Raw genomic sequence first — 12,646 nt, forward strand, 5'->3', positions numbered from 1 at the left:
GCCAGTCATCCGCCAGGGGCGACCGGCCGGGGAAAGGCTCAGCCTTTCTGGCGGATCTTCTCGACGATGGCGGTGGTGGAGCTGTTCTCCACCAGGCCGAGCACCCGTACCTCGCCGCCGTAAGCCTTGACGATCTGCGCGCCGACCACCTGCTCGACGCCGTAATCGCCGCCCTTGACCAGCACGTCCGGACGCACCTGCTCGAGCAGGCGCTCGGGAGTGTCTTCGGCGAAGCTCACCACCCAGTCCACCGCGCCGAGCCCGGCGAGTACCGCCATGCGCCGGTCCACCGAGTTGATCGGCCGGCCAACGCCCTTCAGGCGAGTGACCGAGGCGTCGTCGTTGACCCCGACGATCAGGCGGTCGCCCTGGGCGCGCGCCTGTTCAAGGTAGGTCACGTGGCCGGCGTGAAGGATGTCGAAGCAGCCATTGGTGAAGACGATCTTCTCGCCGTGGGCGCGGGCGTCTTCGATTGCCAGCAGCAGTTGCTCCAGGCCCAGCACGCCACGCTCGGAACCCTGCTCGCGCTGCACCGCGCGACGCAGTTCGGGCGCGCTGATCGCCGCGGTACCCAGCTTGCCGACCACGATGCCGGCGGCCAGGTTGGCCAGGCCCACCGCGGACGGCAGCTCCTCGCCGGCGGCAAGCGCCGCGGCCAGGGTGGAGATGACCGTATCGCCGGCACCGGTGACGTCGAACACTTCCCGCGCCCGCGCCGGCAGGTGCAGGGCCGGCTGGCCATGGCGGAGCAGGGTCATGCCATGCTCGCCGCGGGTCACCAGCAAGGCGCCGAGGTCGAGTTCGCTCATCAGCGCCTGGCCCTTGGCGACCAGTTCGGCTTCGTCGGCGCAACGGCCGACGATGGTCTCGAATTCGGACAGGTTCGGGGTGATCAGGCTGGCGCCGCGATAGATGGCGAAGTCCTTGCCCTTGGGATCGGCCAGTACCGGAATGTTGCGCGCCCGCGCCGCCTGGATCAGCACCTGGTGGTTCTGTAGCGCGCCCTTGCCGTAGTCGGACAGCACCAGCACCTTGACCTTGGCCAGCAGCGACTCGACGTCCACGGCCAGGGCCGCCGCGTCGGTGCGGAACGGTTCCTCGAAGTCGACCCGCAGCAGTTGCTGGTGACGACTCATGACCCGCAGCTTGACGATGGTCGGCTGGCTATCGATGCGCTGGAAGCGCGCGTCCACTCCAGCGGCCTTGAGGCTGTTGGCCAGGCTGTCGGCGGCCTCGTCGCGGCCGGTGACGCCGACCAGCAAGGCCTGTGCGCCCAGCGCGGCGATGTTCAGCGCGACGTTGGCGGCGCCGCCGGGGCGGTCCTCGTGCTGTTCGACGCGGACCACCGGCACCGGGGCCTCCGGCGAAATGCGCGAAGTCGCGCCATGCCAGTAGCGGTCAAGCATCACATCACCGACCACCAACACCGGGGCCTGGTCGAAACGGGGCATGGACAACTTCATGGGAACTCCAAACAACCTCTCGGGGCAGACGCCCAGTTTATCAGCCGACAGGCGCCGGCGCCTGCTCATCCAGTCCCATCGCGTGCAGCCGCGCATAGTGGCCGTTCTGCGCCAGCAGCTCGGCGTGGCTGCCGCGCTCGACGATCTGCCCCTGGTCCATCACCAGGATCAGGTCGGCCTTCTCGATGGTCGACAGGCGGTGGGCGATCACCAGGGTGGTGCGCCCTTTCATCACTTCGTCCAGCGCCGCCTGGATATGCCGCTCCGACTCGGTGTCCAGCGCCGAGGTCGCCTCGTCGAGGATCAGCAGGGGCGCGTCCTTGAGCAGCGCCCGGGCGATCGCCAGACGCTGGCGCTGGCCGCCGGAAAGCAGCACGCCATTCTCGCCGACCTCGGTGTCGAAGCCTTGCGGCAGGTTGTCGATGAATTCCTTGGCGTTGGCAGCCTTCGCCGCCCGCTCGATTTCCTCGCGCGGCGCGCCAGCCAGGTCGCCGTAGGCGATGTTGTTGGCCACGCTGTCGTTGAACAGCGTGACCTGCTGGGTCACCAGGGCGATGTGGCGGCGCAGGTTACGCAGGCGATAATCCTCGACCTCAACGCCATCAAGCATGATCTTGCCGTCATTGTGCTGATAAAAGCGCGGAACCAGGTTGGCCAGGGTCGACTTGCCGCTACCGGAACGGCCGACCAGGGCGATCATCTGCCCGGGTTCGGCGACGAAACTGATGTCATCCAGCACCTGCTTGTCGGTTCCGGGATAACGGAAGCTCAGGTTGCGCACTTCCAGGCGCCCGCTGACCCGCTCCTTCTCGACGCTCCCCTGGTCTTCCTCCGCCGCTTCGTCGAGCTGCTCGAAGATGCTCTCGGCGCCGGCGACGCCGCGCTGGACCGTGGAACTGACCTCGGAAAGCTGGCGGATCGGTTTGGGCAAAAGGCCCGCCGCGGTGATATAGGCCACCAGGTCGCCGGCCGAGGCGTCCCCGCGCAGCCACAGCACGAGGAACATCAGTATCGCCATGGCGACGTAGATCACCAATTGCAGCATCGGCGTGTAGACCGCGCCGGTCTTGGTCATCCGCAACTGCTTGTCGGTATTGCTCTGGCTGGCGTCGTGGAAGCGCTTCTCTTCATAGGCTTCGCCGCCGAAGCTGCGCACCACCCGGTAGCCCTGGATAGTTTCCGAGGCGACGTGGGTGACGTCGCCCATGGCCACCTGGATCTTCTTGCTCTGCTTGCGGAACTTGCGGCTGGCAGTAGTCACCATCACCGCGATGACCGGCAGGATCGCCAGCATCACCAGGGTCAGCTTCCAGTTCATCCACAGCAGGTAGAGGAACAGGAAGACCACGGTCAGGCCTTCACGGATCACCACCTTGATGGCATCCGTGGCCGCTCCGGTAACCATGGTCACGTTGAAGGTGATGCGCGAGATCAGGTGGCCGGAGCTGTGCGTGTCGAAATAGCGGTTCGGCAGCACCAGCAGCTTGTTGAACAGGGCGACCCGCAGGTCATGCACCAGCCCCAGGGAAACCTTGGCCAGGAAGAAGTTGCCGAGGAACGAGCCCAGCCCCTGCCAGGCAGCGATCAGGATGATCAGCAACGGCACCGCGTAGACCAGGTGCAGGTCGCGCAACCAGGGCCACTGCACATTCGGAAACAATGCCGCGTCAGGATTGGAGAGGCCGTCGACGAAATACTTGAGGATGCCCGCCAGCATCGGCTGGGTCGACGCGAAGATCAGGAAACCGACGATGCTGAGTAGGAACATTCCGATGTAGGGCTTCACGTAGCCCAACAGGCGGAAATAGATCTTGAGACTGGAAGGTCCGGGATTCTGAGGACTATCGCTCATGGTTTCTTACATGCTGAAAAGGTCCCGGAGTGTAGCACAGGACCTCCATCACTCTGCCTGGAAGGCGTGTTGGGGTAAGATGGCGGGCCGTTCGTTCAGGAGCTCGCATGCGAGTCATAGACTACCCCTCCTACTTGCAGTTGCGTGACAACGCAGAAGTGCTGGAAGCCGATGGTCATGGGGACAAGGTACTGCGTCTGCGCGACGGGTCCTTCCTCAAGCTGTTTCGCCGCAAGCGCCTGATTTCCTCCGCAGCCCTGTTCCCCTATGCGGAGCGCTTCGCCCGCAATGCCAGCGAACTGGCGCGGCGCGGCATCGTCTGCCCGAAGGTGCTGGACGTACTGCGGATCCCACATATCCAGCGCGACGCGGTGCACTACGAGCCGCTACCGGGGCAGACCCTCCGCCAACTCGACCGCAACGACCCGGAGTGCGGCGATACAGTCCGGACGCAACTGGGCGAGCTGATCGCCGTGCTGCACGCCAAGGGGGTGTACTTCCGCTCGCTGCACCTGGGCAACGTGGTGCGCACGCCGGAAGGCCGGATGGGCCTGATCGACATCGCCGACCTGCGGGTCCAGCGCTCGGCGCTCAGCGCCGCCCAGCGCATTCGCAATTTCAAGCACCTGCTGCGCTACGAACAGGATCGAACCTGGTTCCTCGACGACAGCGAGCACCTGGTGCTCAAGGCCTATCTCCGCAGCAGCCAGGTCCACTGGACACTCGAGCAGCTCCTCAAGCAACTGCAACTGGATTGAGCAAGGAATGTTCGCAGCTACCCGACTGACCCGTCTTCGCCACGATACCAGCCGCATCCTCAGCCACTGGATCCTGCCGCTGGGCTGGCTGGCCCTGCTCACCGGAATGTTCTGGGTCGGCGACCGTTCCGACTACCATCGCCTTTTCTATATCCTCCTGGCGGCACCGACGCTACTGTACGTGATACTGCAACCGCGTCTGCTTCGCCCGCTAATGGGCTCGCCGCTGTTCATCGCCTTCCTCGCCTTCAGCAGCTACATGATGCTGAGCCTGTCCTGGTCGGCCCCCGAGAACTCCACCGGCTCGCTGCTCAAGCGCCCCCTGTACATCGCTCTCCTGTTCTTCTGCGCCGCCATCCTGGCGCTCGAAGCCCCCCTCCGCCTCAAGACCGTGACCTGGCTGGCAGCCCTTGGCGCGGTGATCTCCGCGGCAGCCACCTTGCTGCAATACTACTGGGACGCCAACCCGCTGCGCCTTACCGGTTATGGCGCTCTCTATAACCCATTACTGAGTGCCCATGTCTATGGCGCCTTCACGGCATTCTGGCTGGCTTATTGGATGCAGTCGCGCCCTATCCTGGCCCCCTTGCCACTGATTTCTCTGGCGCTGCTCGGTGGCCTTCTCATCGCGACCGGTTCGCGTACTCCCCTGGTAGGGCTCACAGCAGCCCTTATGTGGCTGGTCCTGGCCGGAGACAGGAAAAAGGCCCTCATCGCCCTGGCACTCGCTCTGGCTGGAGCGCTACTGGGCTACATCCTGTACCCGGAAGTGTTCACCCAGAGAGGGGCATCGTTCCGCCCGGAAATCTGGGCCGACGCCCTACGCCAGATCGGCGAGCATCCATGGCTCGGACACGGCTACGATCATCCGATGCGAATCGTCCTGAGCAACGGCATGCTGCTCGCCGACCCGCACAACATCGAACTGGGTGTGCTTTTCGCTGGAGGGATCATCGGGCTCCTGCTGTGGGTGGCGATCTACGCCCTGGCCTTCGCCTTCTCCTGGAAAAACCGGAAGTCTCCAGCCGTTCTGCTAGCCTCGACCTGGCTGGTGTTCGGCCTGGCAGCCGGACTCACGGAGGGCAACGCCTTCCTGCCCCGTCCCAAGGAACACTGGTTCCTGATCTGGATTCCCATGGCGCTGCTGTATGCGCTGTGGATCCAGCAAAGGTTCGCCGCCAGCAGGCGCGGTGAAGATATCGCCGCGCCTTGAGCGCGGCGGTATCAGCGGTCAGGAGAAGAACAGCCGCGCAATGCCGCGGAAGGTCTTCTCGTTCCAGTACTTCAGCGGCAAGCCGGAGAGCAGCTCCCGGGCCAGCACCTTGTCCCGGTTCGAGCACTTGAGGAACATCGAATTGCGGAAGCGCATGATCACCTGCTCGTAATCGGGGTGATCGCTGAACTGGCTGTACGTCTTGAATACGTTGTCCACCATGAAACGGGCGTTCTTGTACGTATTGGTGGGATGCTTGCGGTACTGGGCGAGGACCTCGCCAAGAATGTCAATGACGTAGCCAGCCTTGGTTACCGCCAGTTCGATGTAGACATCTTCCAGGCGTATGTCCGGATCGAAACCGCCGACCTTCTCCAGGGCTTCCCGCCGGAACATCAGGGTGGGCGCCATCGGGCCCGGCTTGCGGTCCAGGAACAGGTCATCGAAGTCGAGACGGCGGAAAGGCAGGTCGCGTTTGCGCTGCTCCTTACCCGGCATGACCCGGCCATTGGAGTCGATGATCTCGATATTGCCCGCGCAGATACCTACCTCGGGCTTGTCCCACATGTGTGCCACCTGTTTCTCCAGGCGTTGCGGCAACATGATGTCGTCCGAACCGAAAGGCACGATGAGATTTCCCCTGGCCCTGGCGATCGCCTCGTTGAGCGTTTTCGACAGTCCCTGGTTCTGCTGGACCCTGAGGTCGAAGCCATACTTCGCCTGGAGCCCGCGCAAAAGCTCGACGCTGCCATCGCTGGAACCATCGTCCACCACCAGCAGCTCCACGTTGCGGTATGTCTGCGCAGCCACGCTGGCGATGCTCGCTTCTATGTACTTTTCGTGGTTATAGGAAGCGATGATCACGGAAACCAATGGCTGCGAACCATCATCGACGAGCGCCATAACTACAACCTTACCTGTCCTTCACGTCCCCATTCAAAGCGCCAGACATGCATGAGCGATCCTGCGATCTTCATCGGTCCTACACCTCCCCCCAGCCCGGAAAAACAAGCTGAACAATAGCAAACACGCCTGAAGCCCCAGCTCTTTTCGGCTGCTACTCTCAGGTAAAAATACGTCGCCAGGTCTTCTCCAGCCATCCGGGACGCTCCGGCTCGCGCAACGCGGGCCGCATGGCCTCGACGATACTCTGACCGACAGCGGCGAAGCTGAATCGTTCGATGGCCAGCGCCTGGCCGCTTCGCGCGATCCGCTCGGCGAGGGCCGTGTCGAGGCGCAGGATCGCGAGCTTTTCCTGGATGTCCGCCACCGAGCGATACAGCACGATATTCTCCATGTCCCGGAAACCCAAGGCCTCGTTTTCCCGCTCGCCCTGGTCGTAGGCCAGCAGTACGCAACCGCAGGCCATCGCCTCGAAATTCTTGATCATGTATTCGCCCATGCCGACATCCGCGCTGACGAAGAAACGGATGCGGTTGAGCGTGCGCAGGTACTCCTCGCCGGACTTGGTCTTGGTCACCAGCAGGTTCTCCACTCCGCCCAACTCGTCGAGCAGCGCCTTGCGTCCACTGTAGGCCACGCTGCCGGTACTGCCGACGAAGCCCAGCTCGATATCGCGCGCCAGGCCCAGGTCATGCAACAGGGTCTGGTCGTAGCCCTTGGGCACGAATACCGCGTCGAATCCCTCCTGGCGCAGGCGTTCGCTGACCGTATGGCCCGAACTGATCACCCGTGCCCAGGGCAGGCGCCGGTAATGGGCGCTGAACTTGCCGGTGTACTTGCAGGGAATGTAGTTCTGGTAGGCATCGTGCTCGAGGATCACCAGGTTGGGCACGCTGCGGATGAAGCGGACCTGGCGCATTTCCTTCTTGAAACGGAGGAAGAACAGGATGCGGTCGTAGCGCGAGACATCCACGTGCTTGCGGAAGTAGCCGCGCAGGTCGGCCTGCTCCTCGCTGCTCAGCCAGCGGGTATCGCACTCGCAATGGGCGGCGATGCCGTCGTACAGGCGATCCAGGATCGCTCGCTGCTCTTTCTGGACCAGAAACAGAACTTTCATCAGACCTTCATCCTCGCGGCTGCTCCGAAGCAGCATGGCGGCTCGAACCTTGCCGAACGCTCGACCCAAGCATCATGCCTCCCCGTCCAGCGACTCCACCCAGAACAACTCGTGCCGACGCACCGCCTTGCGCATGAACTCGTCCTCGCCGTATGCCGGCCAGCGACGCCCGGCGAGCCAGCCCTGCAGACGGCGGCGCAGACGGCGCTTGAACGGCGGCCTGGGTTGCAGGTCGTGCATCATGCCCAAGGCCATGGCCTTGTCCACCTGGCGCGTGCGCTCCAGCGCCAGCGTCCATGGCAGCAACGGCGAGCATTCTTCGGTCAGCGGCGGCAGGCTGACCCCCATGTGCGCATCGCCCATCGGCCAGCGATCGTTGTCGTGCAGGTGATTGGCATAGTGCAACAATGCCTGCGGCTGCCAGTCCAGCCCCTGGAGCGCCTCGCGCACGGCCTCCTGGGCGCGGACATGGTCCGGGTGCGGATCGAAATGCGGATGAGGCAGGACGATGACCTCGGGACGTGCCAGCAGGATCAGCTCGCGGAGATCGGCCAGCAGATTGTTCCAGGTCGACAGGCCGTCGGCATCGCTGGCCAGGCGCAGGCGGTTGAACTGGCGGAACGGACGGATATCGGCGAGATCGGCCTCACGGGACGGTACCACCTCGCCCGGGTTCGCCTGCATGGCAGGCAATTGCAGGCAGAAATAACCCAGTTGCACGCAGCGCTCGGCCGGCACCCCACCCCACGCCGGCACGGCCTGGCTATCCCAGGCGCGCAGGCGGCCCTTCAGGCGCGCCGCAGCTATTCCGTCGAGGCCCATGCGGCGGTAATGCTCGGTTTCGATCTCGCCGGCGGTCAGGGTCACGATCCAGGCCTCGCATGCCTGGCTGTAGAGGCCGAAGGCGGCCAGCTCGGCGTCGTCGGCATGCGGAGCGATGACCATCACCCGCCGCTCACGGTAATCGGGATGGCGCGCACGCCACAGGGTCGGTTCGCCGACCAACCGGCAATGCCGGCCGCGCAGGCGAATCCGGCCCTCGCCCAGCGGCCCGGCCAGTCCCGTCAGGTTCAGGTAGCGCAAGCCGTTCACCCCACGTTCGAAAGCCTGGGCATCGGCCTCCGCGCCACCTTCCAGCAGCACCGAGGGTTCGAGGAAACGCCCCAGCCAGCCAGCGCGCACGCCGATGCCAAGCACCAGCGTATCGCCTTCGCGCAGCTCGCCGTCGACTCGCAGACGGCCATCCGCCAGGCGTACCGGCAGCGACTCGACCCCTTCCGCGAAACGGTAGCGGTAGTCCTCGCCCGGCGAATAGAACAGGTGATCGGCGAACCAGGCTTCGTGGGCGACCCACAGGGCCACGAGGAGGATCGGCAACAACCAGGGGCTGACCAGCAGACCGACGGCCAGCAATGCCAGCAGCGCAACCAGTAGGCCGATCCGCTTGTTGCGTCGATGACGCTTGAGCAACTGCTGCTTGCGTGCGCTCATGCTTCAGACCTGGAAGACCGGAGAAGGATGGCACCAGCGATCCTTGTATTCGCGGTCGGCGCGACCGAACGAATAGCGCAGGGGTTTGCCCAGCGCTCGCGCATCCTCCCAGGCGGCCTGGGTGTTCAGGTAACTGAGCACGCTGCCAGGGCTGAACTCGCGGGTCTGCGGATCGACGCCGCCGTTGATGTACTCGACGCTGAGCCAGCACGGCGCTTCGGCGCGATACAGTACCTGGACCGCGATGGGCTGGTCGTTGAGCAGCAGGACCGAGCCGCGCAGCAATTCGCGCAGCCGCTCGAAGACCTCGGCCATGCGCTCCGCACCGGTGGCCGGGAAGCCCCAGCGACGCTGGAACAGTTCGAGATAGATGGCGGCGAACTCGGCCGGGGCGAAGCTGTCTGCCTGGCGCACCTGGCCACCGGCCTCCTCCACCAGGCGCACTTCGCGCCGCTGGTTGTAGCGGAACTTCTTGGAGAAATCCTCGGGGGCGCGGGCGAACGCCAGTTGCTCGGCCTGCGGGCGCAGCGTGACGATGTTCCGTTCATGCAGCGCCGACAGGTAGCGTCCCCCATGGCGGAGGGCGATGCGGGCATCGCCGGCCACCGGCAGGATCAGTTCGGCGTTGCCCAGGTCGTACAAGCCCTTCTTGCCGCGCCGCTTGAGCACGTCCTTGGACAACGCCAGGTGGCGGCCCCAGGTCGGGATCGCCGCAACCAGTTCGCCAGCGCTCTCCCAACCCAGGTAACGCACCGGGATTCCGGCCATTTCGGCGAGTTGCTCGACCACCAGCGGGTGGGTCGCGACGCTGCCGCCGAAACGCTGCCAGGCCTGGGCGTAGGTCAGCGCATCCACTTCGCGCCAACCGCGTTCGCGGAAGGCGCGCAACCTGTTCAGCATGCAGACTCCGAAGCGAAGCCGGCAATCGTCGGCAGGCGCCAGAATTCGCGGCGCACCGCGGCGTCGGAGAAGCGTGTCTCCAGGCGCTCGAGCATGAGCCGCGCACAGGCCTCGCGCTGGCGGCGGTCGAGCGCCGCCAGGTGGGTCAGGCCCTCGGCCAAGGCCGTCTCGTCGCCCAGCGGGAAGAGGATGCCGACCCCCTCCACCACTTCGCGGGTGCCGCCACAGGCGGTGGCGATCAGCGGTACGCCGGCGACCATGGCCTCCAGCAGGACCATGCCGAACGGCTCGTGGTCGGAACTCAGGGCGAAGGCGTCGAACGCCTTGAAGTAGCGCCGTGCCTCTTCGACCTGGCCGAGGAACAGCACGCGCTCGCCGATGCCCAGTTCGCAGGCCAGGTCCTTGAGCTGCTCTTCCAGGCGGCCGCTGCCGAGGATCGCCAGCAGGCTGTTCTGTGGCAGGCGCGGCAGCGCGGCGGCGAAGCCGCGCAGCAGAGTAGCCTGGTCCTTGTCCGGATGCAGGCGGCCAACGTTGCCGACCACCCAGGCCTCGTCGGGCAGGCGCAGTTGCCGGCGCGCACTCAGGCGCTCGACCTGCTCGGCCTGCAGCGCAGCGACGTCGATGCGGTTGTAGAGCGTCTCGACCCGCTCCGCCGGCCACTTCGGCAGGCAACGGCGGATATCGTCGCGCACCGCGTCGGACACCGCCAGCAGGCTCAGGCGCTTGCTCATCAGGCCGGCGAAGACCTTGCGCGACAACCGCTGGTAATCGCCGAAGGCGTGGTGCACGCCAACGATCGGCAGACGAGTGGCCAGGCTGGCGATCCAGATCGGCTTGAAGCGGTGCGCGATGCAGAAGCGGAAGTCGCGCGAACGGGCGATCTCGCGCAAGTCGCGGATCGCCTTCAGCTTGAGGCCACGGATGTCCCTGGAGCCGTACTCGAGGAACAGTACCTCGTCGGAGGCGCAACGCGCCGCCACCTCAGGATCGGAACGCCCGGTGAGGAACACCGTGGTGACCTTGTACGGGGTTCCGGCGAACAGGCTGGCGTACTGACGGGCACAGTCGAGGAAAGGCCCGTCGTAGCCGTGACAGAACTGCAGGACGCGAGGTTCAGCCGACCGAGTCATACCAGTCCACGCCCTCCTTCACGACCAGGATGTCCTCCATGATCAGGTACTGCAGATCGGAGCCGAAGAACATGTTCAGAGCGTCGGTCGGCGAGCAGATCATCGGTTCGCCACGACGATTGAGCGAAGTGTTCAGGGCCACGCCGTTGCCGGTGAGGTTCTCCAGTTCCTTCATCAGGTCGTAGTAGCGCGGGTTGTACTCGCGCTTCAGCACCTGGGCGCGGGAGGTGCCGTCCTCGTGCACCACTTCCGGCACTCGCTCCTTCCACTCTTCGTTGACTTCGAAGGTGAAGGTCATGAACGGGGCCGGGTGGTCGATCTTGAACATCTGCGGGCCGACGGTATCCAGCATCGACGGGCAGAAGGGTCGCCAGCGCTCGCGGAACTTGATCTGCGCATTGATCCGGTCGGCCACGCCCGGCACGCTCGGGCAGCCGAGAATGGAGCGGCCACCGAGGGCACGCGGACCGAACTCCATGCGTCCCTGGAACCAGGCCACCGGGTTGCCGTCGGCAAGGATCCTGCCGATACGCCGGCTGCGGTTGTCGATCTTCTGCCACTGCGGCCTGGCCTCGTGACGGGCGCAGGCGGCGATGACGTCCTCGTTGGAATACTCCGGGCCGAGGTAGACGTGCTCCATCTTCTCCACCGGCACGCCGCGCTGGTGCGACACGTAGGCCGCCGCGCCGACCGCGGTGCCGGCGTCGCTGGCCGCCGGCTGGACGAACAACTCCTTCACTTCGGGGCGGGAGATGATCTTCTGGTTGAGCTTGACGTTCAGCGCGCAGCCGCCGGCGAAAGCGACCTTGCCGGTCTCGCGGATGATATCGCCGAGGTAGTAGTCCATCATCTCCAGCGCGAGCTTCTCGAACAGCGCCTGGATGCTCGCGGCGTAATGGATGTAGGGATCGTCGGCGATATCGCCTTCGCGCTTGGGCCCCAGCCACTCGATCAGCTTGGGCGAGAAGTAGTAGCCCTTGCCTTTCTCCTTGTAGCGGCGGAAGCCGATGACGTTGGCATAGTCGGTGTTGATCACCAGTTCGCCGTTCTCGAACTTGGCGAGACGGGAGAAATCGTACTTGCTGGCGTCACCGTAGGGCGCCATGCCCATGACCTTGAACTCGCCGTCGAGCATGTCGAAGCCGAGGTACTCGGTGATCGCGCCGTACAGGCCGCCCAGCGAATCCGGATCGTAGAACTCCTTGATCTTGTGGATCCGACCGTTCTCGCCCCAGCCGAAGAAAGTGGTGGCGTACTCGCCCTTGCCGTCGATGCCGAGGATCGCGGTCTTTTCCTTGAACCCCGAGCAATGGTAGGCGCTGGAGGCGTGGGCAAGGTGGTGCTCGACCGGCTGGATCTTGATTTTCTTCAGGTCGAAGCCGAGTTGTTGCAGGCACCACTCGATGCGCTTGTAGTAACGCTTGTAGCGGCGGTTGCCGAGCAGGATCGCATCCAGCGCGCGATCCGGCGCGTAGGCGTAGCGCTTGGCGTAGTGCCAGCGGGCCTTTTCCATGATGCTGATGGGAGCGAAGGGAATCGCCACCACGTCGACATCGGCCGGCTCGATCCCTGCCTGCTCCAGGCAGAACTTCGCCGATTCGTAGGGCATGCGGTTCTTCGCGTGCTTGTCGCGCACGAAGCGCTCTTCCTCGACGGCCGCGACCAGCTTGCCGTCGATGTACAGGGCGGCGGACGGGTCATGGCTTACGGCGCCAGACAGGCCTAGGACGGTCAATGCCACGGTAGAACCTCTTCAAAGCAGCTCGCGGTTGCGGAGTGGGACCGACAACCGCGGCTTTCGTTTAACTCGTCGACCGCC

At 64.7% G+C, this 12,646-nt stretch carries 10 protein-coding genes; 2 read left to right on the top strand and 8 right to left on the bottom strand.

The window, feature by feature from the left end; genetic code table 11:
• Positions 1 to 38: 38 nt before the first annotated feature.
• Both hldE and msbA read right to left on the bottom strand, forming a co-directional pair.
• A complete protein-coding gene (hldE, locus tag VQ065_RS28695) occupies positions 39 to 1,463 on the bottom strand; it encodes a bifunctional D-glycero-beta-D-manno-heptose-7-phosphate kinase/D-glycero-beta-D-manno-heptose 1-phosphate adenylyltransferase HldE (RefSeq protein WP_003095747.1) in 1,425 nt (474 codons plus the stop codon).
• A gap of 40 nt (positions 1,464 to 1,503) precedes the next feature.
• Complete coding sequence (gene msbA, locus VQ065_RS28700; RefSeq protein ID WP_003095749.1) at positions 1,504 to 3,315, bottom strand: lipid A export permease/ATP-binding protein MsbA; 1,812 nt, start codon at positions 3,313 to 3,315, stop codon at positions 1,504 to 1,506.
• Between the two features lie 107 nt (positions 3,316 to 3,422).
• On the opposite strand from msbA, the gene VQ065_RS28705 reads away from it, so the two are divergent.
• Positions 3,423 to 4,073: a toluene tolerance protein gene (locus VQ065_RS28705; RefSeq protein WP_003095751.1), complete on the top strand. Its 651-nt coding sequence runs from the start codon at positions 3,423 to 3,425 to the stop codon at positions 4,071 to 4,073.
• Between the two features lie 7 nt (positions 4,074 to 4,080).
• On the top strand, positions 4,081 to 5,286 hold the full coding sequence (gene waaL / locus VQ065_RS28710) for an O-antigen ligase WaaL (protein ID WP_003095754.1): 1,206 nt from the start codon (positions 4,081 to 4,083) through the stop codon (positions 5,284 to 5,286).
• Positions 5,287 to 5,304: 18 nt separating this feature from the next.
• Here waaL and wapR read toward each other — a convergent pair whose 3' ends face one another.
• From wapR to VQ065_RS28740, 6 genes are all read right to left on the bottom strand, one after another.
• Complete coding sequence (gene wapR, locus VQ065_RS28715; protein WP_003095756.1) at positions 5,305 to 6,189, bottom strand: alpha-1,3-rhamnosyltransferase; 885 nt, start codon at positions 6,187 to 6,189, stop codon at positions 5,305 to 5,307.
• A gap of 160 nt (positions 6,190 to 6,349) precedes the next feature.
• Complete coding sequence (locus VQ065_RS28720) at positions 6,350 to 7,306, bottom strand: glycosyltransferase family protein (protein WP_003114548.1); 957 nt, start codon at positions 7,304 to 7,306, stop codon at positions 6,350 to 6,352.
• 72 nt (positions 7,307 to 7,378) lie between these two features.
• Complete coding sequence (locus VQ065_RS28725; protein WP_003095760.1) at positions 7,379 to 8,797, bottom strand: PIG-L deacetylase family protein; 1,419 nt, start codon at positions 8,795 to 8,797, stop codon at positions 7,379 to 7,381.
• Between the two features lie 3 nt (positions 8,798 to 8,800).
• Positions 8,801 to 9,697 carry an antimicrobial resistance protein Mig-14 gene (locus tag VQ065_RS28730; protein ID WP_003095762.1) on the bottom strand — a complete coding sequence of 299 codons (897 nt, stop codon included), beginning with the start codon at positions 9,695 to 9,697 and terminating at the stop codon, positions 8,801 to 8,803.
• Complete coding sequence (locus tag VQ065_RS28735; RefSeq protein WP_003095764.1) at positions 9,691 to 10,827, bottom strand: glycosyltransferase; 1,137 nt, start codon at positions 10,825 to 10,827, stop codon at positions 9,691 to 9,693. Before VQ065_RS28735 ends, VQ065_RS28730 begins: the two co-directional genes overlap by 7 nt.
• Positions 10,811 to 12,568, bottom strand: a complete 1,758-nt coding sequence (locus tag VQ065_RS28740) for a carbamoyltransferase family protein (protein WP_003095766.1) — start codon at positions 12,566 to 12,568, stop codon at positions 10,811 to 10,813. Before VQ065_RS28740 ends, VQ065_RS28735 begins: the two co-directional genes overlap by 17 nt.
• Positions 12,569 to 12,646 lie beyond the last annotated feature (78 nt).

Origin of the sequence: Pseudomonas sp. KBN10P06128 (assembly GCF_037574945.1) — a bacterium.
GTDB classification, from domain to species: Bacteria; Pseudomonadota; Gammaproteobacteria; order Pseudomonadales; family Pseudomonadaceae; genus Pseudomonas; species Pseudomonas aeruginosa.

What these genes read in the sequence shown, in the direction of transcription:
- VQ065_RS28725 (WP_003095760.1), bottom strand. Translation starts at nt 8,797, where the DNA reads ATGAGCGCACGCAAGCAGCAGTTGCTCAAGCGTCATCGACGCAACAAG.
- VQ065_RS28705 (WP_003095751.1), top strand. Translation starts at nt 3,423, where the DNA reads ATGCGAGTCATAGACTACCCCTCCTACTTGCAGTTGCGTGACAACGCA.
- VQ065_RS28735 (WP_003095764.1), bottom strand. Translation starts at nt 10,827, where the DNA reads ATGACTCGGTCGGCTGAACCTCGCGTCCTGCAGTTCTGTCACGGCTAC.
- VQ065_RS28730 (WP_003095762.1), bottom strand. Translation starts at nt 9,697, where the DNA reads ATGCTGAACAGGTTGCGCGCCTTCCGCGAACGCGGTTGGCGCGAAGTG.
- waaL (WP_003095754.1), top strand. Translation starts at nt 4,081, where the DNA reads ATGTTCGCAGCTACCCGACTGACCCGTCTTCGCCACGATACCAGCCGC.
- hldE (WP_003095747.1), bottom strand. Translation starts at nt 1,463, where the DNA reads ATGAAGTTGTCCATGCCCCGTTTCGACCAGGCCCCGGTGTTGGTGGTC.
- msbA (WP_003095749.1), bottom strand. Translation starts at nt 3,315, where the DNA reads ATGAGCGATAGTCCTCAGAATCCCGGACCTTCCAGTCTCAAGATCTAT.
- wapR (WP_003095756.1), bottom strand. Translation starts at nt 6,189, where the DNA reads ATGGCGCTCGTCGATGATGGTTCGCAGCCATTGGTTTCCGTGATCATC.
- VQ065_RS28720 (WP_003114548.1), bottom strand. Translation starts at nt 7,306, where the DNA reads ATGAAAGTTCTGTTTCTGGTCCAGAAAGAGCAGCGAGCGATCCTGGAT.